We start from the raw sequence: 24,567 nt of genomic DNA, 5'->3' as shown, positions 1-24,567 counted from the left end.
GAATTGCCGCGTTCTTACAAATCGGTAAGACGGAGCCTCGATTGGCGAGGATATTGCGGTTTCGCTCGGCCGGGATTTGAGCGTGCCGCATCAATTCTGGAGCTTTTCCCGCCTCTCGGCCAAATATGTGTCGAGAATATCCATAAATCCATCGATGTCCGCTGTCGTCGTCCGGTGGTTGACGATGGCGCAGCGCACCACCGGTTCGCCGTCGAGGGTGGTCCACGACGGCGCTGCCAGGCCGGATACCTGAAGATCCGACACCAGATTCCGGACGAACCCGGCGTCGCCTCGACGAATGCCAAAACAGACAATGTTAAGGGCAACGGGCGCCTTCAGTACAAATGCCGGGTGGCGGCTGAGACGGTCAGCGAGATGGCGCGCGAGCATGCAGGTATGAGCGATCGACTTCCCGATGTTGTCGGCACCAAGCGTCTCGATCGTCATCCAGGTTTTCAGCGCACGGAATCCACGCGACAGGTCCGGACCCAGGTCGCAAGGCCAGGTTTCGCCGGCCGCCAGTCCGCGATCGGCTCGCTGCAGATAGGCAGCCGGCTGCGCGAACGTACGCTTTTGGGCGCCGCCATCGCGCACCAGCAGAAATCCGGCATCATAGGGAACTTGCCCCCATTTGTGAAAATCAAGCGCCACCGACGCCGACTTCTCCATGCCCTTGAACAGATCACGCAAGGAACTGGACAACACGGCCAGTGCACCGATCGCCCCGTCGACGTGAAACCAGAGTTTTTCCCTGGACGCGATTTCAGCGATTTCCGCAAGCGGATCGATTGCCCCGGTGTTCACCGTCCCAGCGGTCCCGACCACGAGAAAAGGCAGAAATCCTTTCGCACGGTCTTCCGCAATGCTTGCGGACAAGGCGTCGGGGAGCATCCTGCCGGCGGCATCAACCGCAACGGTTCGCAAATTTGCCGATCCGATGCCGGACAATTGCATTGCCTGCGCAATGCAGGAATGGGCCTCGGCGGACGTATAGGCGACAAGCTCGCGATCGGAGTTCCGCAAGCCGGTCTCCCGCACCGACTGGCCCAGCGCTTCGGTCTTGGCGATGGTGACGGCGACGAAATTGGCCATCGAAGAGCCGGTGAGAAACAATCCGCTCGCGCCATCGGGGTATCCGAGCGCTTCGCTCATCCAGCGGACGATTTGCTGTTCGACGGCCAGACCGGCATGGTCGCGGCCGCCACAGTTCATGTTCAGACCGCCCGCGACGATTTCGGCCACCATTCCGATCGGCGTGCCCGCCCCGTGGACCCAACCCATGAACAACGGATGCAGATTGCCGGTTGCGAACGGCATGATGTGCCTGCGCACATCGTCCAGGACATCGCCAAGGTCGCGCGGCTCATTCGGCAACGGCCGGGTAAACCTCTCGCGCGTTTCTCGGGCAGGCTCCTGCCATACCGGCCGCTGCCTGATGGTTTCGATGTGGGTGATCATGTCGTCCAGCAGGCCATGCGCGATGTCGCGAAACTGATCCCAGTTCGATGGGTCCAAGCTGGCGGCCGTCTCGGCTGCACCGCTTTCCGCACCGCGCTCCTGCTGGATGGCCAGCGACATCAGGCACCTCGGAACTGGTGAAGCACTGTCGACAATTTGTGGAAGAAGACGTCGAGCCTGGATTCTATCGGCCCGAATGCCTGATGCAGCGACTGGCCAGCCGTCATCCTCGCCGAAACGTCGACGACATCGGCAGCGGAGGCTGCAACGCGCAACACCGTGCGCGAACCCAGACGAACGGCTTGCCCGACATGGCAGATCGGACCCCCGCCGAGACCGCGCATCGAGACCTGGATGTTTTGGCAGTGCTCGAACGAAGCGAAAGCACCGGCGCCATTCGTGACGGTCAACGGGACCATTGCGCGTGAGCCGAGATGGTCGCCGTCATCGTCCCGATGAAGCGAGATGTCTCTGACGGCCTCAATTCGAGAACGCACCAGGCGGACAAACTGTTCCTTGACGAGGCGTTGCCGCGATTCATCGATCTCGGCATAGCTGTCGAGATGGGCCAAGGCCGCGACCCACCGCAAACCCAGTCCCAGATTCAGTTCCGACTTGAACGCGAAGCGCATCCGGTGGCGCAGTGCCGCCGGCCAGTCTTGAGCTGCGCTGTATTCCGCCAGCCCTGCGGGAACATCGGACCTTGCCGCAAAATCCTCGGCCAGCGCCGAAGGGATAAGAAGGGCGCCGGAAAAAGGTGGCCCGGCGATGAATTTGGATCCGGTCAAAGCCACCACGAAGCCATCCGCCAGATCCTGCCTCAGCCGCGAGATCGGGCCGCGGAATTGGCAGGCATCGACAACAATATGTACGCGTCCGGGGGCCAGGGCGGCGGCATGGCGCGCAGCCTGCCGCGTTACCGCCGGCAATCCTGTCTTCGACGTATCGAGCACGTGAACAAGGACATCACGATCTCGCCTGAGTTCCGCTTCGACAGCTGCGATGACGTCGTCATCGATTTCATGCTGATGTCGAGGCTCACCCGTCGCGTTGCGGATCGCAATCGTGCGCACTTCGATGCGGTCCACTGGCAAGCCTTCAAGCGGCGTGCCAGCCCCCACAGTGCGGCCGAGCGCGGTCACATCCGAGTAATGCCGCCCCGCGGCCGCCCGTGGAACCCCATTTCCCGTTTCGTCCGGTGCGACAAGCACATTGGTCAAGGGGCGTTTGGAAACGCCGGCAATCATGCAGAGAGCAAGAAGCTCCGCATCCGTTCCGGAAGCTGCGAGAATGACCTGTGCGCCCGCACAGCCAAGACTGCTCGCAATCCGGTCTCGGATGTCGGCAAACCATTGATCGAATGCGACAGGGGAAGGCGATTCAAGATCGACGAGGCGCCCCAACTCGACCCCTGCCGCCAGGAAGCCGTCGTCGGAAATGTTGCTCGCCGTTGTCGACGAGAACGAGATCTCATCGTGCGCCGGGGTTGCGCGCGTTCCATAGCGGTTACGCCGCGAGATCGGATCCGGCCAGATGCGTCTGTCGCCACCCGTCCCAAGCAGGAATGAAACGGACGCCAGCGAATGGGAAAGATGATCCAGGCCAGCCATATCCAGCGCCGGGTTCGCCGGCACCTGCAGGATTCCCATCTGAATTGCGGGCATGATGGTCTCCGTGGTCACGGCGGCGGCAGCGAACTGGTCTCGATCAAAGCGGTTCATTGGCCGCCACGGCACCGGCCAGGTAGGAGATCCGAGACTCATGGCTGATCAGCGGTTGGAGATCGCTCGCCCGCTGCGTGAATTCCAACCCGCATCGGTCGACATAGGATCGATCGACGCGTTCGCAGAAACCCGGATCGATGATTTTCTCACCGTCCCAAAGAACGGCGTGGCCGGTGTTGGGAATGGTCGGCGAGACCACGCCTATGATCGCGGGCTTTTCCCACAGCATGTAGATGCTGCTCAGGAGAACGAAACCGCATTTGTTGGCAACGCCGCGCATGATGGAATGGCTCATCGGGCCGCCGAGCGGATATGCCGGATCGCAGCTTTGCGCGATGGCTTCGATTTCCTCGTAGGTTCGGCCCGTAAGCATCGCCAGGGTACAAACCAGGCAGTCGTCCTGTGTTCGCTGATAAACGGCGGGTTTTCCCGTATGGGCGCTTGTGATCGTCGGTGTCGACATCACCCGCGCCACGCGCCGTGACAGCGCGTTTTCGAATGCCGCGAAGAGCTTCCTCATGGCGCTCTTCTTGTAGGGAAAGATACTCTCCCAATCCATAGAATGAACGATCATCGCGACATCCGCTTCGAACACCAGCAGGCGGCCGTCGGCGAGTTCGGCGCAATCAATGGCGAAGTAATCCAGGCCGAGACATCGATGAAGGGCATCGAACGCGCGCGCGTGACGAACCGCAAAGTCGCTGTCGAAGGTGGCCATCCACAAAGCTTCCTCGGCACGCCTGTCTTCGTGCTGAGTCATGCCGGCGTTCAGATAGTGAACCATCCAATGCTCGGAAACCGCGAGATGGCTGGCAAAGGCCCGCCCGTTGATGAACGCGATTCTCTGCTTGCGGAATTTGCCGTCTGTCCCGCTATAATCGATGAATGGCGTGATATAGAATTCGGCGTCCGCTTGAGACTTCAGGTAGGCCGAAAGGTCCAGGGGTGTGGAGATTTTCTCCATTCCCTTGCCGGCATGCGTGCCGAACGGGCGGACAATCACCGGGAAGGCGCTTGCCTCCAGGATCGAGGCAACCTCGATTTCCCCGGATGCCAGTTTCTCGATCACGCTTCGATGAACGCGCGCAGCGGCGGGCGCAAGTATCGAGGGTTCGTCCTTCAGCGCCTCCGCGACGCCATCCCTGGACAGGGCCATGATGTGGCGTGGCGCGTTGTTCATTATCGGGCCCGCCCAATCGCGCAGCAGCCGGTCAAGGTTCTCCAGCACGGCAAGATTTGCCGCGGACTCGCCGACTGCCACGAAGGCGACGTCATGCTCGGGAACATCCTTCAGGTCCTCGGTGTCAGCGTCGACATAGTGGAGCAGGATGTTCGCGTCGGATGCCTCCAGCAGAAATTCGATCGGCGTGTTCGCCATGAAATCGCCGGCTGTCACGAAAACAAGAACGTTGGGTCCTGTGCCGAGGCCGTTGCGTATCCGGTAGTGTCGACTGATATCGAGTGCAGCCCTCTGGCTGAGCACCGCCTTGTCTTCCTCGCCGATCGCATGAAGCAGGATCGACACATCCAGAAACGCCGCGGCATCGGTGATATCGGCGGAAACACGGCCGAACAGCGTGTTCCACAAGGGGGAGATATCTCGTCCCTCAAAGACCGCACGCACGATGGGCGCCTTGCCCATGATGCGGTTCGAATCTTCAAATGTCTCTATTTGAGCCGCCGCGCTTTTCAAGCCATCAAGCCTTCCACCAGGCGGTAGCTGCGGCCGATCAAGCCTTCACTCCGCTGCCTAGCACACCACGTGCCGTTTCACTTTCGCTGCTGGTGCTTGTGCGAGCCTTGTGACGCCTGATGCGCGCACCGCGAATGAACAGCTGGTTCGCTTATTGCTGGCACGAAAGGCAATGAAGGCGAGATGCTCAACCCGGAGCGACAAGCGTTGCCGGCCGGCCAGCCGCCGTTTGGCGGTTTTCAAGCGGGAAAGGCTTCCGACGAAGTTTAAGACGGGTGATCGATTGGTCCGGCCGTGCCTTTGAAGACGGTCATTTCGCTGCCACTCCGCGCACATGCGGTCTTTGTGCCGGAGCCTCTATCCCCGGGCTGCCGGTGTCTTCAATCCGGCGCTGGGCCGGCGCTGAAGCGGCGTCTGGCATGATGATCTCCGGGTCGATCTTGCGACGCCGAAACCATCGCAGATGGCTGAACCGGCTGAGATAGATATAGACGACGGGTGTGGTGTAGAGCGTCAGGAATTGCGACAGCAGCAGCCCACCGACGATGGCTATGCCGAGCGGCCGGCGCAGCTCGGAGCCGGCGCCACTGCCAAGCGCCAGTGGCAGGCCACCGAGAAGGGCCGCCATGGTCGTCATCATGATTGGCCGGAAGCGCAGGACGCAGGCCTGATAGATCGCCTCTTGCGCCGACAAACCCCTTCGTCGCTCACCGTCCAGGGCGAAGTCGATCATCATGATCGCGTTCTTCTTGACGATGCCGACGAGTAGCACCAGCCCGATCAGGGCAATCAGCGAGAAATCATAACCAAGCAGCATCAGCGCCAGGAAAGCGCCGACGCCGGCCGATGGCAGTGTCGACAGGATGGTGATCGGGTGCACGAAGCTCTCGTAGAGAATGCCGAGCACGATATAGACGGCGATGATCGCCGCCAGGATCAGATAGGGCTGGTTGGCCAGCGACGACTGGAAGACCTTGGCCGAGCCCTGATAGCGCGTCGTCAGCGTCGGCGGCAGGATCATCGATTGTTCCAGTCGCTGGATCGCCGATACCGCGTCGCCGAGCGAATGGCCGGCCGCCAGGTTGAACGACAGCGTCACGGCGGGAAACTGGTCCTGGTGGTTGATCGTCAGCGGCGACACCGACGTCTCGTAGCGGGCGAGCGCCGACAGCGGCACCATCTGGCTGCTGGTGGCGGAACGCACGAACAGGCGCGCAAGTGCCGAGGCGTCCTCCTGGAAGCGCGGCTGCAGTTCCAGCACCACATGGTGCTGGTCGAGCTGGGTGAAGATCGTCGCTACCTGGCGCTGGCCAAAGGCGTCGTACAGCGTATCGTCGACGGCTTGCGGCGTGATGCCGAGCCGGCCGATCAGGTCGCGGTCGATCCTCAGCGTCATCCTCGGGGCGCTCGCCTGTAGGTCCCCGGTCGCGTCCTGCAGTTCGGGCAAGGTCTGCAATTTGGCCAGCATGATCGGCGCCCATTTGAACAGTTCGTTCACGTCGGGATCCTGCAACGTGTACTGGTATTGCGTCTTGCTGACCCGCGCGCCGATCTGCACGTCCTGGCGGGCCTGGCCGAACAGCGCGATGCCCTCGACCTTGGCCGCGGCCTTGCGCAGGCGGGCGATCACTTGCGTTGCCGTCGCATGCCGCTCGCTCAGCGGCTTGAGATCGATCATCAGCCGGCCGCTGTTGACGGTCGGGTTGGCGCCGACCCAGTAATAGACCGTCTGCACATCCGGGTCGGCGGTTACCACCTTGGCCAATTCATGCTGGCGCTGCACCATCGCGTCATAGGAGATGTCCTGCGCCGCCTCGGAGGAACCCGAAATGGTGCCGTTGTCCTGCTGCGGGAAAAACCCCTTGGGAATGACCTGGTAGAGATAGACGGTGGCGCCGAGCGTCGCCGCCATGAACAGCAGCATCACCGGCTTGTGACGCAGCACCCAGCGCAGGCCCACCTCATAGAGGTGAAGCATGCCGGCAAAGGCCGACTCCAGCGCCCGCGACGCGATGTTCTCGCGGGCATTGCGGTCGATCGGCTTCAACAGCCAGCCGCACATCATCGGCGTCAGCGTCAGCGAAATCAGCCCCGACATCATGATTGCGATGCTGACGGCGACCGCGAACTCGCGGAACAGCCGGCCGATAAGGCCGCCCATCAGCAGCAGCGGAATGAAGACGGCGACCAGCGACAGCGTCATCGAGATGATGGTGAAGCCGATCTCGCGCGATCCGGTGAGTGCGGCCTGCAGCGGCGTGTCGCCATTCTCGATGTGGCGGATGATGTTCTCCACCATGACGATGGCGTCGTCGATGATGAAGCCGACGGCAATGGTCAGCGCCATCAGCGACACATTGTCGATCGTGTAGCCGAGCAGATACATCACCGCGCAGGTGCACAGCAGCGACACCGGGATTGTGATGCTCGGAATGAGCGTGGCGCGCACATGTCTGAGGAACAGGAAGATGACCAGCACGACGAGGCCGACACTGATCGCCATGGTGAACTGAACCTCGCCAACCGAGGCCCTTATCGTCTGGGTGCGGTCGCCCAGGATCTGCAGTTTGACGGACGGCGGCAGCGTGCGCTGAAGCTCGGGCAGCGCGTCCTTGATCAACTGCACGGTCTGATTGATGTTGAAGCCGGGCTGTTTGTGGACGTCCATGATGACTGCCCGCTGGCTGCCGAGCCACGCCGCCTGTCTGATGTCCTCGACGCCGTCGACGGCGGTGCCGATGTCGCTGACCCGGACCGGCGCGCCGTTGCGGTAGGCGATGATCACCGAATTGAACGAGGCCGCGTTGGACAGCTGGTCGGTGGCCGCCAGCGTCAGCGATTGCCGCGGGCCGTTCAGCGTGCCCTTCGGCGCGTTGACGCTGGCGCTCGATATCGCCGCGCGGATGTCCTCGAGGCTGAGGCCGAGCGCGGCGACTGCTGACGGGTTCACCTGGACGCGGACCGCCGATTTCTGCTCGCCATGGAAATCGACAAGCCCGACGCCGGTGATCCGCGACAGCTGCAGCGCCAGGTAGTTCTCGACATAGTCGTCGACCTTGTCGATCGGCAGGTCGGTGGAGGTGACGGCGATCGACATCAATTGCGCGTCGGCCGGATTGGCCTTCTCGTAGGTCGGCGGGCTGGGAAGGCCCTTGGGCAGGTCGCCGCTGGCGGCGCTGATCGCGGTCTGCACATCCTGGGCGGCGCCATCGAGGCTGCGGTCGAGGTCGAATTCGACCTGGATCGAGGTGCGCCCGAGCGAACTGCTCGAGCTGATCGACGTCACGCCCGAAATCAGCGCCAGCTGCCTTTCGAGCGGCGCGGCGACCGTCGTCGCCATCGTCTCGGCGTTCGACCCGGGCAGACTGGCCGAGACCTGCAGCGTCGGAATCTCGACCTGCGGCACGCCGGCGATCGGCAGCAGAAAATACGCCACCAGCCCAACCAGCGTCACGCCGATGGCCAGCAGCGTGGTGGCGATCGGGCGGACGATGAACGGCGCCGAGATGTTCATGCGCTAGTCCGCCGCCTGGGCCGGGCCGGTGACGTCGACCAGGTCTCCCTCCTGGATGCGATACTGTCCATCGGTGACGACGGTGTCGCCGGGCTGAATGCCCTTGCCGACGACGGCAAGCTCGGCGTTCGAATAGCCGACCGTCACCGGCTGCTTGACGACGTGCCGGTCCTTGCCGACGATGAAGGCATAGGTGCCATCCGGGCCGCGCACGATCGCCGTCACCGGCACAGTGGTGACGCCGCGCTGCAATTCCACCTGGACGCGGACATTGACGAATTGTCCCGGCCACAACCGGTCGTCGGCATTGTCGAAGACGGCGCGTATCTTGATGGTCGCGGTGGCGTTGTTGATCTGGTTGTCGACGACGCTCAGGCGGCCGGCGGCCAGCTGCTGGCCGCCATTGTCCAGCGCAATCACCGGAGCGTCGCCCGCCTTCATCACGCCCTGGATCTGGGGAAGATCGTCGGACGGCAGCGAGAAGTCGACGGCGATGGGATGGATTTGGTTGATCCGGACGATGCCGCCGGTGTCGCTGGCGCGCACGATGGCACCGGCATCGACGGTATGGATACCGGCGCGGCCGTCCAATGGCGAGCGCATCTGCGTGAAGCGCAACTGGACCTGCTGGATGTCGATAGCAGCCTGGTCGACCTTGCCGGTTGCTTCAAGCTGCGCGACGGCGGCCTTTGCCGTGTCCAGCGCCTGCGTCGAGCCGACACCCTTGGTGGTCAGCGTCTGCGCCCGGGCGAGGTCGAGCCTGGCGTTGGCCAGCAAAACGTCGTCCCGCGTCTTGGTGGCCTGCGCCTGCGCGAGCGCGGCCTGCAAGGGCTCCGGGTCGATTTCGGCGAGCAGGTCGCCGACATGCACATCCTGACCATCGGCGAAGTCCAGCTTGAGCAACTGGCCGTCGATGCGGCTGGTCACGGTCACGCTGCGTAGCGGCTGGGCAGAGCCAAGGCCTACGAGAAAGACCGGGACGTCGGCGGTGCGCGCGACATCCGCCACCACGGGAATGGTGGCATCCGCCGCCAATGCGTCAACCAACGTCGAAACGCTTGCGAGACCCAACATGAGCGAGCCGATGGCAGCTATCCGAAGCATTCGGAAGGTCCTGAACCGGCGGGCGATCATACTCAATTTCACGTCCGTCCGGTTCTCGGTTCCACAATCGACGCGCAGCGCGTCCTCGTCAACTCACGGTCGTGCGAGCATGCATCCTACGGGCCCAACCTTACCAGCGTCTGACAAGTGGCTTACCGATATGTAAGGTAATTTGCCGAGGTGTCGCGGCAGCCGGCGTGCCATTTTTGGGCGACATGCATTCGATAAAGGGCGGCATCGAAATGCCGCCCCCATCTTTATGCCGAGGCCTCGGCCATATGCTAGTCCTGTGAACCGTCGGCCCCCTCACCCGCAGCGCCCTCCTGGTCATTCTCCTGGTTTGAAGCCATCTGGCTCACATCACCGGTGGTCGCATCGACCAAAAGATCATGCTGTTTGCCATCCGTACCGACGACTTCAACATGATAGGCTGCCTTCCCGGACACTTCGTAAATCTGGACCGACAAAACCGTGCCGTCGACCTTCGACTTCGCGGCCTTGGCCGCCTCCTCGACACTGATCTTGGCCGATTGCACGGCCTGCAATTCCTTCGCTTCGTTGCCGCCAGTTTCCGCGTTCGCGTGGGGCAGGGCGACGGCCAGCATGCCGGCTGCGAAGATCAGTGCGGTGAGACTGTTGCTGTTCATGATATTCTCCTTGTGACGGTTGATCCCCTCCGTCACACCCTGCCCGCCAGTTCTGACGAGCAGCTTGCCGGACGCATACCATTGCGTAAGATCCTCACGAGAGGGCTTTCAGGTCCGGCGCATTGGCCTGATAGCCTCGGCCACGCGGCGAGCGATCTCGAGCTCGAGGTGGTGACGCCGGCGTACCTGCGCCCGCTTGTTGGGCTTGTACTCGGCCGGGTCGCGTTGCGCCTTCGTGATGGGCAGATCAAACATGATCCGGCGCACTCGGCTGCCCCCGGATTCAACCCAAAAGCTGTCGTAATCGGCGGAAATGCGGCGGCGCAGGCTGTGGTCGCTTGCAAAGACATGGCCCGCGTTCGACGCGGCAACGAGCCCGGAAAGATCAAGCGAGCGCGCAAGAGCCTGGGCCACCAGCAGCAGCAGGCTCTTGGGTCGCAGTCCTTCCATGGCCTTCGTCAGGATGCGGGCATCATCAAGGCCTTGCACGCCGGCCGACGCGGACTTTAGCGCGCCTATCCAGAGCACCTGTCCCTCGCCATCGATGCGCAGAAGCGGCCTGTCCACGATCGCGAGGCCCATCTCGGTAATCGGCCGCCCGTCCAAGCGCAGGAGCAAACGCCACTCGGCCTCCCTGTACAAGCCATCCTGGCCTGTCAGCTCGACCGTGACCTCGCCCTCAGCGGTCGAAACACTCAACAGCTGCTGGCCGCCAGTGTGGCTACTGACCACCGCCGCGTCGGTCAGAAGCCTTGCGGCCGCGGCATAGTGACCAATGACAGCGCCCCGACGATGCCGGCGGTTCAGGCCGCCCGTCAGGTAGGGCCGGACGGGTTTCAGGGGAATGTCGGGATACCGGCCAAGGATCACAGCGAACGGTTCGGCACTGAGTTTGGACTGGATGGCGGCGATATCCCCGCGAAATATCCGCCGAAGCGCGGCCCACTTGATCTTGTGGACCCATCGGTTCAGCCCATGCCTGAATCTGGACGGCTGTCGTCGTCGCCTGACGCTTGGCGGTGATCGCCCCATTGCCTCCATCGACAGTCATCCTCCCCCATTATCGGTCTGCACTATCGGGCACCTGACCTTACCGGCGCCTCACCGCGACAATACCGATTTGTAATAAAGCACCTGCTAAAGGGCTGCCTTGCGAATTAGCAAGCGGAAAAATCGTAGTGAGTTTGCCCGCTTGAGACCAGGCTCCAAGCGGAGTGCGGACAATGTTCTCAGGTCGGGTCTGGGGCGTGGCTCACCAGGCGGCCGACCATCCTGTTGCCGCCGGCGTGGCCGTTCCTGCTCGCGGCGTCGGAAGCGGTTCCTGACCTTGGGGCCATCGTCCCGTGGTCGAGCAGCGCGCCGGGATCGATGGTCGAGGACAACATGCCGCAGCGCCAATTCCATGCGGCAGTGACCGTTCGAACCGAGCTGAAGATCATGGCGACTGAAACGTGACAGTCACGATCAGCCCCGGTCCTGCATCTCCCAGGGTAACGCTTGCTCCGTGAAGATCGGCGATCGCCTTGACCATGCTGAGCCCGAGACCATTGCCTGGCGAGGTCCGGCTCTTGTCCATGCGATAAAGACGCTGAAACACCTTTCCGCGTTCCTGGGCCGGGATGCCGGGACCATTGTCAGCCACCGACACTTGAATTTGGCTGCCGATCTTGCTGCAGCCGATAAGGATATCGACGCCGCTGGGCGTGTGTCTGAGCGCGTTTTCGACAAGGTTTGCGAACAGCTGCACCAGCAACTCGCGGTCACCCTGCAGCGTCGGAACCGGGTCGACCTTGGTCGAGATGGTCTTGCCGTGATCGATCGCGACTTCCTCGTAGATTTCATGGACGCTGCCAATGACCTCGCCCAGGTCGAGGGACTGGAATCGAGCACGGCGCGCGCCGGCCTCGATCTGGGCAATGCGCAGCAGTGCATCAAAGGTTTGCGTGGTGCGCTCGAGTTCGGCCGTCGCCTCTTCGAGGTCTGCCACGATCGCCGGCGCATCGGCCTTCTGAACGGCACTGTCGAGCGCGATGCGCAGCCGGTTGAGAGGCGTGCGCAGATCATGCGCGATGTCGTAACCGACCTGCCGCAGGCCCTCCATGAGCGCAACGATACGGTCAAGCGCCGCGTTGACCTGCGACGAGACCGCATCGACATCATCCTGATTGCCGATCAGCGGGATGCGGGCGTCAAGGCGTCCCTGTGAAATCTTGTGCATGGTGCTGGCTATGGCGTCCAGCCTTCGCTGGATACGGGCGGCAACCAGCGCGCCACCGGCGACCGCGAGGACCGCGACGATGATCGTGGCCCATGCGAAGCCGGACAGAACGATCATCCGCAATTCGTTGGTGTCACCGTAGCTGAAGGCGAGGATCAGCGTGTTCGGGCCGACTTTACCGGAGAGCACTCGGTAAGGATCGTCATTGTTCTGACCAAGTTCGTCCGAGGAAACCGTTGCGAAGCCGGGGATCCGCGCGCCGGGCGGGACGTTCAAAGTGCCGGCCAGACGCGTGCCGTCGGCAGCGACAAGGCCGAACAACTGATTCCCGCCGGTGGATAGAGCCGCATGTTGCCGTACAGTGGAGACCAGGTCCTCCTGGTCGTTCTGGTCATAAGTTGCCGACAGCAGCGAGTAGGTTTTTTGAAGATCCTCGTCGACGCGGTCGGTGAGGTCACTGTCCATGAGCTGGTAGACGACAATTCCCGCGAGCAGGAACGCCAGGATCAGGAACGCCGCGAACGTCACCGCAAGGCGGAACGGCGTGCTCCGTGCGAGGCTTCTAGCCGCCCACACGCAACATGTATCCTGTGTTTCGTACCGTCTGCAGCAGCGGGGACGCGAACGGCTTGTCGATCTTACTGCGCAAACGGCTGATGTGAGTCTCGACGACGCTGGTCCTCGGATCAAAGTGCAGGTCCCAGACCTGCTCCAGAAGCATGGTGCGGGTGATCACCCGCCCGGTCGCTCGCATCAGAACTTCAAGCAGGCGAAACTCCCTGGGCTGCAAATCGATATCCTCGCCTGCCCGGGTCACGCGGCGGGACATGAGATCCATTTCCAGATCGCCTACCCGCAGAACGGTCTGTTGCTCCTGCGGTGGCGGCCTGCGACCGAGAGCATTCACGCGTGCAAGGAGTTCGGAGAACGCGAAGGGCTTGACCAGGTAGTCGTCTCCTCCCGCCTCGAGGCCTTCAACACGGTCGTCGACGCCGGACACAGAAGTCAGGAAAATGACCGGTGTACGCATACCGGCCGCCCGCGCCGATCTGACTAGGGATAGTCCGTCGATGCCCGGCAGCATCCGGTCGGCAACGATGACGTCGTAGTCGCCGCTGGTGGCGGCGTAGAGGCCGTCACGGCCGTCGGAGAGAGTATCGCAGATGTGTCCCGCTTCCGACAAGCCTCGCGCAATATAGTGAGATGTCTTGGGATCATCTTCGATAAGCAGGATACGCATGCCCTTGCCTGGCTTTCGCTGGTTGTGAATGAACAATTTCATCGACAGGTTACGTGAGCCTAAAGCGCGTCGTGTTTGAACGGATTCAGGCGCCGCGCTTCAGGTCTTTGTTTTCATGCATGTCGTTCTCCCAAACCGAAGCCACTTTTGGGCGACATGCATTAGGATTTCGAGAACCCGATAAATGGCTCCGCCTTCTCCCAGGTCAGGTTCATCTCCCAAGTCCCGACAAGCGGGATGGCATAATGGCCGTAACGGAGCGAGAGCTGGCTTTCCGATGCCGCCTCGCCTTGGCCGGCGATCTCAGCCATGTAGAGTGCCGAGGCGAGGCCGGTTCGGTCCGCCCCGGCCTGGCAATGAATGAGCAGCGGCTTGGCTGCGCTTTTCATGATCGAAACGAGTTGGAGAACCTGTTGCGGCGTCAGCTCGCGACGGGCAGACATGGCGAAGTCTATGTGCGTGATGCCGAGCTCCTTGGCCGTCCGGAGCTCGTCGTCATACCATGGACTGCCTGGGCTGGGTCCGCGCAGGTTCATGATCGTCGCAATCTTGTGCTGGCCGAAATAGCTGCGGATCTCTTCGGGCATAGGCTGCGCCGAGCGATAGGCTTCCCCTTCCACCAGTGTATGGAAGTTGTTGTTGATGTGGGGGGCGGCGGCCGGCGTCAGAGCCAGGGCCACCGCCCCCGAGGCTATCCAGATGGCGATGCGGCGTCGCCTTGTTCCCGGATTGCCCATGGCTGTCATGTCGGACCGATGGGCTCGGGTTCCGGCTCCACGGCTCCATCCTCGTTTCGACCGCGCTGGATCGTTATCCACATAACGATGAGCACGATGGCCGTCAGGAACAGCAGGCTCGTATACGTCGTGCCAAGGCCGAGGCCACCGTACTCCATCGGCTGGCTCAGCAAATCGCCGAACGAAGCACCCAGCGGCCGGGTGAAGATGTAGGCCAGCCAGAATGCAAGGATCGCATTCAGCTTGAGCAGGTAATGCGCGGCCGCGACGAGGGCAATGACGGCACCGAAGAGCAGCCCGGTGGTCAGGTAGCCAACCTCGAACCGCTCCGCGACGAGATCGCCCGACGCCGTTCCGAGCGCGAAGGTGAACAGGATCGCGAGCCAGTAGAGAGCTTCGCGCCGCGTCGTGAAGATGGTGTGGATCGAGAGCGTCCTTTCGAGCGCGTACCAGACCGCGAACGTTGCCGCGAGCAACACCGTGAACAGAATTGTGCTGGTTTCGAGGGGGACGCCAAAATTGTCCGAGAGGTTGTCGGTAACCAGGGTGCCGACAACGCTGATCAGGACGACGGCCAGCCAATAGGCCCACGGGACGTAGCGCTTTTTGCTGAACTGGATGACGAGGGCGATGCACAGCACCCCAACCATCAATGCAGATGTGGCGCTGAGGCCAAAACCCATGTTGACCGCCAGATAGTCGGCAGCGGTCTCGCCCATGGTGACCGCCATGAGTTTGATGAGCCAAAATTCCACGGTGACTTCCGGCACCCGGTTGACTGACGGGTTCGGTGAACGTTGAATCGCAAGCATTGATGTCGCTCCAGTTCTGGCCGGAGCCGGTTACTTGCCCTGCAGGTCCATGGCCTGCTTGAAGAAATCGTCGGCATGCGCGAGCACAATGGCACAGAGCGGCGCGATGGTACGGATTTTCATGGGTGATCCTTCGTCGAAGCGCCGTCTGTTTGCCGGCACCCGACCATGGGACAGCTCCTTTGCAAGCACCTTTCCCCGAGCATACTATTTCGTAAGGTCGGCCCGCTTGCGGATCGGTATGTTCCCGGCAAGGCTGGCAAAACATCCTTGCCTCGCACGCCGCACAATAATTCCGGCCGCGGGACGCGGGACCGACTGTCCCCCGCCCGCGAGGGTCCGCTTGCTGCTTCATTCAGCGGGCTGGCGCTGCCATCATCAGCCATCAGCCGGTGCATCCTGTCCGCCCCGAAATGCGCGGCCATCGGTGACCGCAGGCCGATCTGGCACGAGGGATGAACCGAGACCTCTGTACGGATTTTGTACGAAAAAAAGCGCCGCAAGTTGCGGTTCTGTTCCTGCATTTAAGCCGGGACGGCTTGACGCATGATTTTCATTGAAGTTGGCGCGCCCGAAGAGATTCGAACTCCTGACCCCCAGATTCGTAGTCTGGTGCTCTATCCAGCTGAGCTACGGGCGCGCAACAGGCCATGCTTTCCATGACCCCGCAAGCCGATCATGAACGACCGGCCGCGACGAGACGTGTTCCCTAGCGACTGAATTTCCGAAAAGCAAGCCGATCCGGCAAAAGTTTTGTCAAAGGCGTCTCGTCCGGCAATGACAACCCGTTTCGCAGCGCTTCAAAACAGCCAAAGCGCGCCGTGTCTGGGCGGGTTGTTTTACGCATTCCGTCCTCCCAAAGCCGGAGCCACTTCTGGAGGCGACATGTATTTGGAAGGAAAAGGTTGCCGGGCGGAAAGCCAGCCATCATGCCGGGCGGCGCAGGCCGTTGCGGGCCTGGTCTAGCCGGACCGGCTGGTCGGGGATGGTGACCGCGAATGTGGTGCGCCCGCCAATGCTCTCGACCAGTTCCACCGTGCCGCCATGCGCCCGGATCAGCTCATGGGCGATCGCCAGGCCAAGGCCGGTGCCGCCGCTGCGGGCCGAGCCGCGAAAGGCCGCGAACAGGTTTTCGCGCGCCTTCGGCGGCAGGCCGGGGCCGGTATCGGTGACGACGATGCGGCTGACGCTGCCAAGCCGTTCGCCTGACACGGCCAGACGGCGGATTAGCGCGCTTTCGGTGTCCGCCGCCATGGCCTGAACGGAATTGCGGCACAGATTGGTGAGCACGCGGAACAGCTGATCGGAATCGGCGTCGACCTCGAAGGCCGGCTCGACCGCATTGACGAATTCGATGCCCTGCTCGATGTCGAGCAGGCCATGCACGTCCTCGACCAGCTGGCGCAGCCTCAGCCTGCGGCGCGAAGGCGGCGGCTCCTGGGTGCGGCCATAGGCCAGCACGCCTTCGGAGTAGGAGACGGCGCGATCGAGCGCGCGCAGCAGTTTCGGCGCGAAGGCCTGCACCGTCGGGTCCTTGACCTGACGCAGGCGGTCCGACATCAGCTGCGCCGACGCCAGGATGTTGCGCATGTCATGGTTGATCTTTGAGACCGCCAGGCCGAGGTCGGCAAGGTGTTTCTGCTCGGAGAGCATCTTTTGCAGGCGCTCCTGCATCTGCGACAGCTCGCGCTCGGCAACGCCGATCTCGTCGGCACGGGCGGCGGGATGGATGATGCGTCCGGGATCGTCGGGCGCTTCCGAGAAGGACAGCATGGAGCGCGTCATCGTGCGGATCGGCCCGATCATGATCAGGTCGATCGCGGCATAGACCAGCATTGCGGTGAACAGCGAGATCAGCAGCGAGACGAAGGCGACGTTGCGCGAATATCTGAGCATCGCATTGCGCAGACTGTTGTCCGGCATGATCAGCTCGAACTCCTTGTCGCTGTCGCCGACCGGGCCGAAGACGCGCAGCATCCGGTTGCCGCCGAAAAACAATGTGTCCAGCGCGCCGGTCATGCCCTTGATCATGCCGATCGAAGCGATGTCGATGTGTTCGTCGACCTGCGGCGGCATCTCGGCCACCACCAGCAGCCGCGAGACGCCGCCATCGCGCACCGCGATCGCCTTGGCGCCGATCGCCATCAGCACGTCGTTCTGGGCCGTGCGCGACAGCGAGGTGGATTCACCTTGCACCAGCACGATCGACACCGCGGCGGCCGTGCTCAGCCGCTCCTTCAGCCAGCTCAGCCGATAGCTGGCGATCCAGGGCAGGAAGATCAGCACTTCGGCCAGAAGCACGAAGACGATGGTCAGGAGCAGCAACTTTGTCGACAGGCCGCGCGACAACGGCACAGTGCGCCCGGCGGCTGGCGCCGTGCTGACCCTTTCCTCCGCTTGTATGGTTTCGCTCATGCGGCTTATGTCTTCACGATCACTTGATCAACGCAGATTAGGCGATTACGGCTTTTTTGCCAATTTCATCCTTCGTCGGAAACATAAAGGTGCCTGAATGACGACCGACTGCCGCCCGTCGACACCGGATTGACTTCCAAAACCCTTCTTTCTATAAGCCCGCTCACGCTCGGGCCATTCGTCCCGGCGCGGTTTCGATCGCGCCAAAACCGGCCCGGCAAAGCTCCTGTTACACAGTGACAGAATCAAGAAGGGCCGCACCCCGCGGTATTAAAACAAATGAAGCGTACCTACCAACCGTCCAAACTCGTCCGCAAACGTCGGCACGGCTTTCGTGCCCGCATGGCCACCAAGGGTGGTCGCGGCGTCGTCGCAGCCCGCCGCAACCGCGGTCGCAAGCGGCTCAGCGCCTGAACGGAAGACGAGATCGTTGCCCGCATCCGGCAAGCCAGTGGGACCCGATCCCAAGCGGCTTCTGAAGCGCGCGGAATTCCTGGCTGTCCGTCGTGGTGAAAAGCGACGCGGGCGGCTTTTTCTCGTTGAGGTTCTCGACCGCGGCGACGGCCTGTCGCCGCGCGTCGGCTACACCGTCACCAAGAAGGTCGGCAATGCGGTTGTCCGCAACCGCGTCCGGCGGCGGCTGCGAGAGGCCGTCCGCACGCATGCGGCAAGTGACATGGCGCCTGGCAATGACTATGTCATCGTCGGGCGTGAAGACGTGCTTACCATTCCGTTCGGCCAGTTGAAGGCCGAACTCTCCCGCCGACTGCGCGGAACACGATAGGCCAAGGGCTTTCGATGGAAAACAACCGGAACTTCTTCATCACCATCGCGCTGTCGGTGCTGATCCTGGCCGTGTGGCAATATTTTTATGTGTTGCCGCGCAGCGAAGCGCAGCGCGAGGCGGCCCGTATCGAGCAGCAGCGCATCGAAGAGCAGAAGAAGGCGGCCCAAGGCACCAATCCCGGCACTGATGCCGGAACGCCCGCCGCGCCTGGCGCCATTCCCAGCACGCCCGGCACCGATGCCGTGACGCCGGCCGGCCGCGAACAGGCGCTGGAGACCAGCAAGCGCATCAAGATCGACACGCCGAGCCTCGCCGGTTCGATCAACCTGACCGGGGCCCGTCTCGACGACCTCAAGCTCAAGCACTACACCGAGACGGTCGACAAGAATTCGCCCGAGATCAGCCTGCTCAACCCGGCAGCACTGCCCGATGGCTATTATGCCGAGATCGGCTTTGTCGGCAATGACAAGACCGGCGCGGTGCCCGGTCCCGAGACTGTGTGGTCCGTCGATGGCAATGCGACGCTGACCCCGACGACGCCGGTCACGCTGACCTATTCGAACGACAAGGGCCTGACCTTCAAGCGCACCTTTTCCGTCGACACCAACTACATGTTCACGGTTTCCGATACGATCCAGAATTCGGGCGCGGTTGCCGTCTCGTTGTCCAATTACGGCCGTGTCACCCGGTTCGACAAGCCGGCTGTCGCCAGCACCTATGTGCTGCATGAAGGTCTGATCGGCTTCACCGGCACGGAAGGCCTGCAGGAGCACAAATACGCCTCGATCGAAAAGGACAAGCTGGCGATGCCAGGCAAGTCGACCGACGGCTGGCTCGGCATCACCGACAAATACTGGGCGGTGACGCTGGTGCCGAGCGAGAAGCAGCCGTTCCAGCCGCGCTACGCCTATTTCGAGGACGGCCGCCATCGCTATCAGTCAGACTTCCTGACCGACCCGATCACCATCGATGCCGGTCAATCGGCGACGGTCGAGAGCGAGGTCTTCGCCGGGGCCAAGGAGGTCGCCAAGATCAACGCCTATGCCGAAGATCGTCACATCAAGCGGTTCGACCTCCTGATCGACTGGGGCTGGTTCCACTTCATCACCAAGCCGATGTTCTGGCTGATCGACACGCTCTACAAATTCTTCGGCAATTTCGGCCTGGCGATCCTCGCCACCACCGTCATCGTCAAGGCCATCTTCTACCCGCTCGCCAACAAGTCCTACGCGTCGATGGCGAACATGAAGAAGGTGCAGCCGAAGATGCTCGAGATCCGCGAAAAATACGCGGACGACAAGATGAAGCAGCAGCAGGCGATGATGGAGCTGTACAAGACCGAGAAGATCAATCCGCTGGCCGGCTGCTGGCCGGTGGCGTTGCAGATCCCGGTCTTCTTCTCGCTCTACAAGGTGCTCTACATCACCATCGAGATGCGCCATGCGCCGTTCTTCGGCTGGATCCAGGATCTGGCGGCGCCGGATCCGACATCGCTGTTCAACCTGTTCGGCCTTATCCCGGTCACTCTGCCGCACATGCTGATGATCGGCGTGTGGCCGCTGATCATGGGCGTCACCATGTTCCTGCAGATGCGCATGAACCCGACGCCGCCGGACCCGACGCAGGCCGCGATCTTCACCTGGATGCCAGTCATCTTCACCTTCATGATGGCGGGTTTCCCGGCAGGTCTCGTCATCTACTGGGCCTGGAACAACACGCTGTCGATCCTCCAGCAGGGCGTGATCATGAAGCGCCAGGGCGCCAAGATCGAACTGTGGGACAATCTGGTAGCCCTGTTTCGAAAGAAACCCTCGCCGGCGGAATAGCAGGCCTCTCTTGTTGTCAAAAAGCCCCGGCTGGTCCGGGGCTTTTTGTTTGGGCCGGCGTCCGTTCACGTTCCCGTGATCGGCGAAACTGAAAGCCATCACCGGGCGTGACTGCCTGTGCGTTTCCAAAGGCTATCAATTCCGATCAGCCCTCACCCGGAGGAAGACCACATGCGCTTGCCGTCATTCAGGATCATCGCGATTTCCGCACTCGTCGCCGGCGTGGCAATTGCCGCTCCAGCTTACGCCAAGAACCCGAACGTTGGCGGCGCGCCGATGTACGCCACCAAGAACATCGTCCAGAACGCCGTCAACTCGAAGGATCACACGACGCTGGTCGCCGCCGTCAAGGCCGCCGGCCTTGTCGACACGCTGCAGGGCGCCGGCCCGTTCACCGTCTTCGCGCCGACCAACGAAGCGTTCGCGGCACTGCCCAAGGGCACCGTCGACACGTTGCTGAAGCCGGAGAACAAGGGCCAGCTCACCAAGGTGCTGACCGCCCATGTCGTCGCCGGCAAAATCTCCGGCAAGGAGATGATGGCCAAGGCCAAGGCGATGGGCGGCAAATATGAGATGAAAACCGTCTCCGGCGACACGCTGACCGCCGAGGTCAAGAAGGGCAACCTCTACATCATGGATGAGTCCGGTGGCGAGGCCAAGGTGACGATCGCCGACGTCAACCAGTCGAACGGCGTCATCCACGTCGTCAACAAGGTGCTGTTGCCGAAGTAACGGCTTCCGGCGAAAGGGGATAATGGCAGGCCGGTTGGGGCTTTTCTCGGCCTGCCATCCCCACCTCAGACGAGGTGCCATGTTTCTTGGGAAGCCGTATCGGCACGGGCCGGGGTCCTGGCGTCCCTCACAGGACCCCGGTTTCTTTTGTCTGACATTCGAAGGCTGTTTTAAGGCAGCGGATTGTCCCGGCAGACGGGCCTCGACCGCTGAAAACATCACTCCATGACGGCGCTGTGGTCGACCTTGGCCGGCGTCGCCGGCTTGCGCAGCAAAAGAACCAGCGGGATGGCAGCAAGCGACAGGATCATCATCAGCTTGAAATCGTTCATGTAGCTGATGATCGTCGCCTGCAGCGTCACCACGCCGTCGAGCGCGGCGCGGCCGGCGGCGCTGTAAGGGTTCATCGCCTGGAAGATCGCCGGGTTGCTGAACGCCTGGTTGTAGGGCGTCACATAGGTAGCGATGTTGGCGTGGTTGATCTGGACGTTCTGCGTCAGCAGCGCGGTGACCACCGATATGCCGACGCTGGAGCCGATGTTTCGCGACAGATTATACAGTCCCGTGCCTTCCGCGCGCCGCTCCGGCGCAAGCGTGGCGAAGGTGATGGTGGTCAGCGGAACGAACAGGAAGCCGAGCCCCGCACCCTGGATGAAACCGGTGCTGATGATCGTCCATTGCGAGACATCAGGGGTCCAGCCGGTCATGTCGTACATCGCCCAGGCCGTGATCAGCAGGCCGGTCAACAGCAGCCAGCGCGTATCCACCTTGCCGACCAGCCTGCCGACCAGGAACATGCAAGCCATGGTGCCAAGGCCGCGCGGCCCCATGACGATGCCGGCGGTCACCACCGGATAGCCCATCAGCGTCTGCAGATAGGGCGTCATCAGGGCCAGCGAGGCGAGATAGGTGATGCCGATGATGAAGATGAAGACCATGCCGACGGCGAAGTTCCTGTCGAGGAACAGCCTTGGATTCACGAAACTGTTGCGGGCGGTGAAGGTGTGGACCAGGAAGATGTAGAAGGCCGACGCGCAGATCAGCGCCTCGACGATGATCTCGGATGACGAGAACCAGTTGAGCTGCTCGCCGCGGTCGAGAAACATCTGCAGCGACGCGATGGTGAGGCTGAGCATGCCGAAGCCCAGCCAGTCCAGCCTCGCCTTGAGGTCGGTCTTGGTTTCCTGGACGAACATCGACACGCCGGCGAAAGCCAGCGCGCCGATCGGCACGTTGATGTAGAACACCCAGCGCCAGCTGACATTTTCGGTCAGCCAGCCGCCGATGACCGGCCCGAGCACCGGTCCGACCATGACGGAAACGCCAAACAATGCCATGGCCGAGCCGCGCTCTTCGACGCTGTAGATGTCGAGCAGGATGCTCTGCGACAGCGGCACCAGGGCGGCGCCGAACAGGCCTTGCAGCAGGCGGAAGCCGACGATCTGCGGCAGCGACTGCGCGAAGCCGCAAAGCACCGAGGCGACGACGAAGCCGGTGATCGACGTCAGCAGGATGCGCTTGCGGCCGAAACGATTGGCAAGGTAACCCGACGGTGGCGTCATGACGGCCGCCGCGACGATGTAGGACGTCAGCACCCAGTTGATCTGGTCGGCGCTCGCCGAAACGCTGCCCTGGATATAGGGAAGCGCCACGTTGGCGATGGTCGTATCCAGCGCCTGCATGATCACGGCCAGGATCACGCAGGCAGTGATGGCGCCGCGATTGGCGACCACCGATGTGCCACCTGTCGCGGACGCGCTGGTCATGACTTCTGCTCGAACCGGTTGATGAGATCCGTCACGAAGTCCGGCAGGCCGCGCGCATGGCCGGTGTCGATGCCGACGACGACGCTCATCCCGCCGCGCAGCGGCGGCTTGCCCTGGAGATCATCGACCGTCACGCGCATCGGGATGCGCTGCACGACCTTGACCCAGTTGCCGGTGGTGTTCTGCGCCGGGAGCAGCGAGAAGCTCGACGATGACGCCGGGCTGATGGAGGCAACCGTGCCGTGCCAGACGGCACCAGGGTAGCTGTCGACGCTGATCGTCGCCGTCTGTCCCGGCCGCACATAGGTCAGTTCGGTTTCCTTCGGCTCCGCCGCGATCCACAGATCGGTCGCCGAAACCAGGCTGAACGCCGGTTGCGAAGCCGGCAGGTACTTGCCGACCTGCAGCGCGTCGACATTGGTGACGATGCCGTCGAACGGCGCCTTGACGACGGAATCGTCAAGGTTGCGCTGGGCATCGTCAACGCCCGACTGGGCCTGCAGGTAGAAGGGGTTCTTCTCGACCGGCTGGTTGGCGTCGCCACCCAGCTGGGCCAGTGTCGCCTGGGCCACTGCCGTGGCGACGGCCACTTTCTGGCGGGCGGCGACGAGGTCGTGCTGGGCGCTGTCGAAGGTCGCCTTGGAGGCGGTCGAGGTCTTGAGCAGGTCCTGCTGGCGCTGGAATGCGGCCTCGTAATAGGGAATGTCGGCTTGCGCCTGCTCGATCTGCGCCAGCGACTGCTGGTAGCTCGCCTGCAAGGTCAGCACCTGGTTGCGGACGGTCCCGAGCTGGGCCTGGGCGGCGGCGAGAGCGGTTTCGAACGAAGCCGGCCTCAACCGGAAAAGCACCTGGCCCTTCTTCACCGCCTCGTTCTCATGCACGTCGATCTCGAGCACGGTGCCGGAGACGTCGGTGGAAACGCCGAGTGACTGCGCCTGGATGTAGGCATTGTCCGTGGTCATGACCTGGCCGCCGACGACGTAGTAGTAGCCGCCGACGATCAGCGCGACCGGAAGCAGGGCAAACAGGATCGGCCGTGTCCGGCTGCGCTTGGGCTTGACCGGCGCCGGTGGTGCAACGGCGACCGCGGCTTGCTGCTGCGGTTCCCTGGACGGAGCCTCGAGTGCCGCCGGTTCCAGGGCTACCGGCACTTCCAGCTCGTCATCGGCGATGACGGCGTTGGCACGCCTCTGCTCGCGTTCGCTGTCCAGTTGGATGATCTGGTCGCTCTTCCGATCGGCGGAAAGTGCATCCCCGGCGAGCTTCTTTGGTGCGGTTGGTTCAGCCATGTACTTTCTCCCGGTCGACGGCTGGCTGGGCGCAAGCCTCGAGCAGATTGGATTTGACGAGGGATAGGGTTTTCAGCAGGTGCAGCTGGACGTCCGCTAACAGGCCGACGAAGGCCTCGTCGCGCGTTTTCTGGCCGTTGCCGCGCATGATTTCGAGCAACGGATGGGCTCGCTGCGTCAAGTAAAGCAGCCATGCCCGACGATCGGCGGGATTGGGCCGGCGCTCGATGAAGCCGCGCGCTTCCATCTTGTCGAGCAGCCGGGCGAGCGTGATCGGCATGATCTCGATCAGGTCGGCCAGTCTGTTCTGGTGGATGCCTTCATGAAGGGAAAGACAGGCCAGCACCTGCCACCGGGCGCAGGTCAGCCCCGAGGCCCGCGAACGCTGCTCGAACCGCTTTCGAAGCAGACGCGCGACATCGTGCAGTATGAAGCTGATGTTGGGCGAGGATAGCATGGGAGGGGCTGGATTTCTTGGCGCGACTTTTAGTGAGCATGCTTATTATCATCATGCACATAATCCTGCTGGACGTGGTGCGCAAGACGGACTAAGCCGGCTCGGAAAAAATGTCGCACGTGCCGCGGCGCAACAGAAAGGCCCGGCG

At 62.5% G+C, this 24,567-nt stretch carries 20 protein-coding genes and 1 tRNA gene; 4 read left to right on the top strand and 17 right to left on the bottom strand.

The window, feature by feature from the left end:
- Window positions 1-90: 90 nt before the first annotated feature.
- The 14 genes from BPNPMPFG_RS24055 to BPNPMPFG_RS23990 form a co-directional block, all read right to left on the bottom strand.
- The gene (locus BPNPMPFG_RS24055) at window positions 91-1,458 is read right to left on the bottom strand and encodes a pyridoxal phosphate-dependent decarboxylase family protein (RefSeq protein WP_258596896.1); all 1,368 of its coding nucleotides are present in this window, start codon (window positions 1,456-1,458) and stop codon (window positions 91-93) included.
- 119 nt (window positions 1,459-1,577) lie between these two features.
- Entirely contained in the window at window positions 1,578-3,122 is a 1,545-nt protein-coding gene (locus BPNPMPFG_RS24050) for a hypothetical protein (protein WP_258591121.1), read from the bottom strand.
- A gap of 43 nt (window positions 3,123-3,165) precedes the next feature.
- The gene (locus BPNPMPFG_RS24045; protein ID WP_258591120.1) at window positions 3,166-4,824 is read right to left on the bottom strand and encodes an ATP-grasp domain-containing protein; all 1,659 of its coding nucleotides are present in this window, start codon (window positions 4,822-4,824) and stop codon (window positions 3,166-3,168) included.
- A 361-nt stretch (window positions 4,825-5,185) separates the two neighbouring features.
- Window positions 5,186-8,389 (bottom strand): efflux RND transporter permease subunit, encoded by a 3,204-nt coding sequence (locus BPNPMPFG_RS24040; RefSeq protein ID WP_319945951.1) that lies wholly within the window; start codon window positions 8,387-8,389, stop codon window positions 5,186-5,188.
- Window positions 8,390-8,392: 3 nt separating this feature from the next.
- Window positions 8,393-9,493, bottom strand: coding sequence for an efflux RND transporter periplasmic adaptor subunit (locus BPNPMPFG_RS24035; RefSeq protein WP_258591119.1), 1,101 nt, complete (start codon window positions 9,491-9,493; stop codon window positions 8,393-8,395).
- Between the two features lie 281 nt (window positions 9,494-9,774).
- Window positions 9,775-10,140, bottom strand: a complete 366-nt coding sequence (locus tag BPNPMPFG_RS24030; RefSeq protein ID WP_258591118.1) for a PepSY domain-containing protein — start codon at window positions 10,138-10,140, stop codon at window positions 9,775-9,777.
- Window positions 10,141-10,248: 108 nt separating this feature from the next.
- Window positions 10,249-11,181 (bottom strand): VirK/YbjX family protein, encoded by a 933-nt coding sequence (locus tag BPNPMPFG_RS24025; protein ID WP_258591117.1) that lies wholly within the window; start codon window positions 11,179-11,181, stop codon window positions 10,249-10,251.
- A 188-nt stretch (window positions 11,182-11,369) separates the two neighbouring features.
- Complete coding sequence (locus BPNPMPFG_RS24020; protein ID WP_258591116.1) at window positions 11,370-11,525, bottom strand: hypothetical protein; 156 nt, start codon at window positions 11,523-11,525, stop codon at window positions 11,370-11,372.
- 50 nt (window positions 11,526-11,575) lie between these two features.
- On the bottom strand, window positions 11,576-12,934 hold the full coding sequence (locus BPNPMPFG_RS24015) for a sensor histidine kinase (protein WP_258591115.1): 1,359 nt from the start codon (window positions 12,932-12,934) through the stop codon (window positions 11,576-11,578).
- A complete protein-coding gene (locus BPNPMPFG_RS24010; protein WP_258596894.1) occupies window positions 12,921-13,598 on the bottom strand; it encodes a winged helix-turn-helix domain-containing protein in 678 nt (225 codons plus the stop codon). Before BPNPMPFG_RS24010 ends, BPNPMPFG_RS24015 begins: the two co-directional genes overlap by 14 nt.
- A 161-nt stretch (window positions 13,599-13,759) precedes the next feature.
- Window positions 13,760-14,344, bottom strand: a complete 585-nt coding sequence (locus tag BPNPMPFG_RS24005) for a dual specificity protein phosphatase family protein (protein WP_258591114.1) — start codon at window positions 14,342-14,344, stop codon at window positions 13,760-13,762.
- Entirely contained in the window at window positions 14,341-15,147 is an 807-nt protein-coding gene (locus BPNPMPFG_RS24000; RefSeq protein WP_258591113.1) for a COG4705 family protein, read from the bottom strand. The genes BPNPMPFG_RS24005 and BPNPMPFG_RS24000 overlap by 4 nt, the downstream gene beginning before the upstream one ends.
- 563 nt (window positions 15,148-15,710) lie before the next feature.
- Window positions 15,711-15,787, bottom strand: a tRNA-Arg gene (locus BPNPMPFG_RS23995).
- A 287-nt stretch (window positions 15,788-16,074) separates the two neighbouring features.
- The gene (locus BPNPMPFG_RS23990; protein WP_258591112.1) at window positions 16,075-17,562 is read right to left on the bottom strand and encodes a sensor histidine kinase; all 1,488 of its coding nucleotides are present in this window, start codon (window positions 17,560-17,562) and stop codon (window positions 16,075-16,077) included.
- 279 nt (window positions 17,563-17,841) lie between these two features.
- On the opposite strand from BPNPMPFG_RS23990, the gene rpmH reads away from it, so the two are divergent.
- The 4 genes from rpmH (at window position 17,842) to BPNPMPFG_RS23970 (ending at window position 20,907) form a co-directional block, all read left to right on the top strand.
- Window positions 17,842-17,976 carry a 50S ribosomal protein L34 gene (gene rpmH / locus BPNPMPFG_RS23985; protein WP_008833937.1) on the top strand — a complete coding sequence of 45 codons (135 nt, stop codon included), beginning with the start codon at window positions 17,842-17,844 and terminating at the stop codon, window positions 17,974-17,976.
- A gap of 16 nt (window positions 17,977-17,992) precedes the next feature.
- On the top strand, window positions 17,993-18,346 hold the full coding sequence (gene rnpA, locus BPNPMPFG_RS23980; RefSeq protein WP_258591111.1) for a ribonuclease P protein component: 354 nt from the start codon (window positions 17,993-17,995) through the stop codon (window positions 18,344-18,346).
- A 14-nt stretch (window positions 18,347-18,360) separates the two neighbouring features.
- The gene (gene yidC / locus BPNPMPFG_RS23975; RefSeq protein WP_258591110.1) at window positions 18,361-20,175 is read left to right on the top strand and encodes a membrane protein insertase YidC; all 1,815 of its coding nucleotides are present in this window, start codon (window positions 18,361-18,363) and stop codon (window positions 20,173-20,175) included.
- A 171-nt stretch (window positions 20,176-20,346) separates the two neighbouring features.
- On the top strand, window positions 20,347-20,907 hold the full coding sequence (locus BPNPMPFG_RS23970; RefSeq protein WP_258591109.1) for a fasciclin domain-containing protein: 561 nt from the start codon (window positions 20,347-20,349) through the stop codon (window positions 20,905-20,907).
- A 218-nt stretch (window positions 20,908-21,125) separates the two neighbouring features.
- On the opposite strand, the gene BPNPMPFG_RS23965 is transcribed toward BPNPMPFG_RS23970, so the two are convergent.
- Genes BPNPMPFG_RS23965 through BPNPMPFG_RS23955 form a run of 3 tightly spaced genes read right to left on the bottom strand, consistent with a single transcriptional unit; the run spans window position 21,126 to window position 24,419 of the window.
- Complete coding sequence (locus BPNPMPFG_RS23965) at window positions 21,126-22,673, bottom strand: DHA2 family efflux MFS transporter permease subunit (protein WP_258591108.1); 1,548 nt, start codon at window positions 22,671-22,673, stop codon at window positions 21,126-21,128.
- Window positions 22,670-23,962, bottom strand: coding sequence for an HlyD family secretion protein (locus tag BPNPMPFG_RS23960; RefSeq protein WP_258591107.1), 1,293 nt, complete (start codon window positions 23,960-23,962; stop codon window positions 22,670-22,672). The genes BPNPMPFG_RS23965 and BPNPMPFG_RS23960 overlap by 4 nt, the downstream gene beginning before the upstream one ends.
- A complete protein-coding gene (locus BPNPMPFG_RS23955; protein ID WP_258591106.1) occupies window positions 23,955-24,419 on the bottom strand; it encodes a MarR family winged helix-turn-helix transcriptional regulator in 465 nt (154 codons plus the stop codon). Before BPNPMPFG_RS23955 ends, BPNPMPFG_RS23960 begins: the two co-directional genes overlap by 8 nt.
- Window positions 24,420-24,567 lie beyond the last annotated feature (148 nt).

Source organism: Mesorhizobium sp. AR07, from assembly GCF_024746815.1.
In the GTDB taxonomy this organism is placed as follows: domain Bacteria; phylum Pseudomonadota; class Alphaproteobacteria; order Rhizobiales; family Rhizobiaceae; genus Mesorhizobium.
Note: the sequence above shows the minus strand (reverse complement) of the source record. Positions and strands in the feature narration are given on the sequence as shown.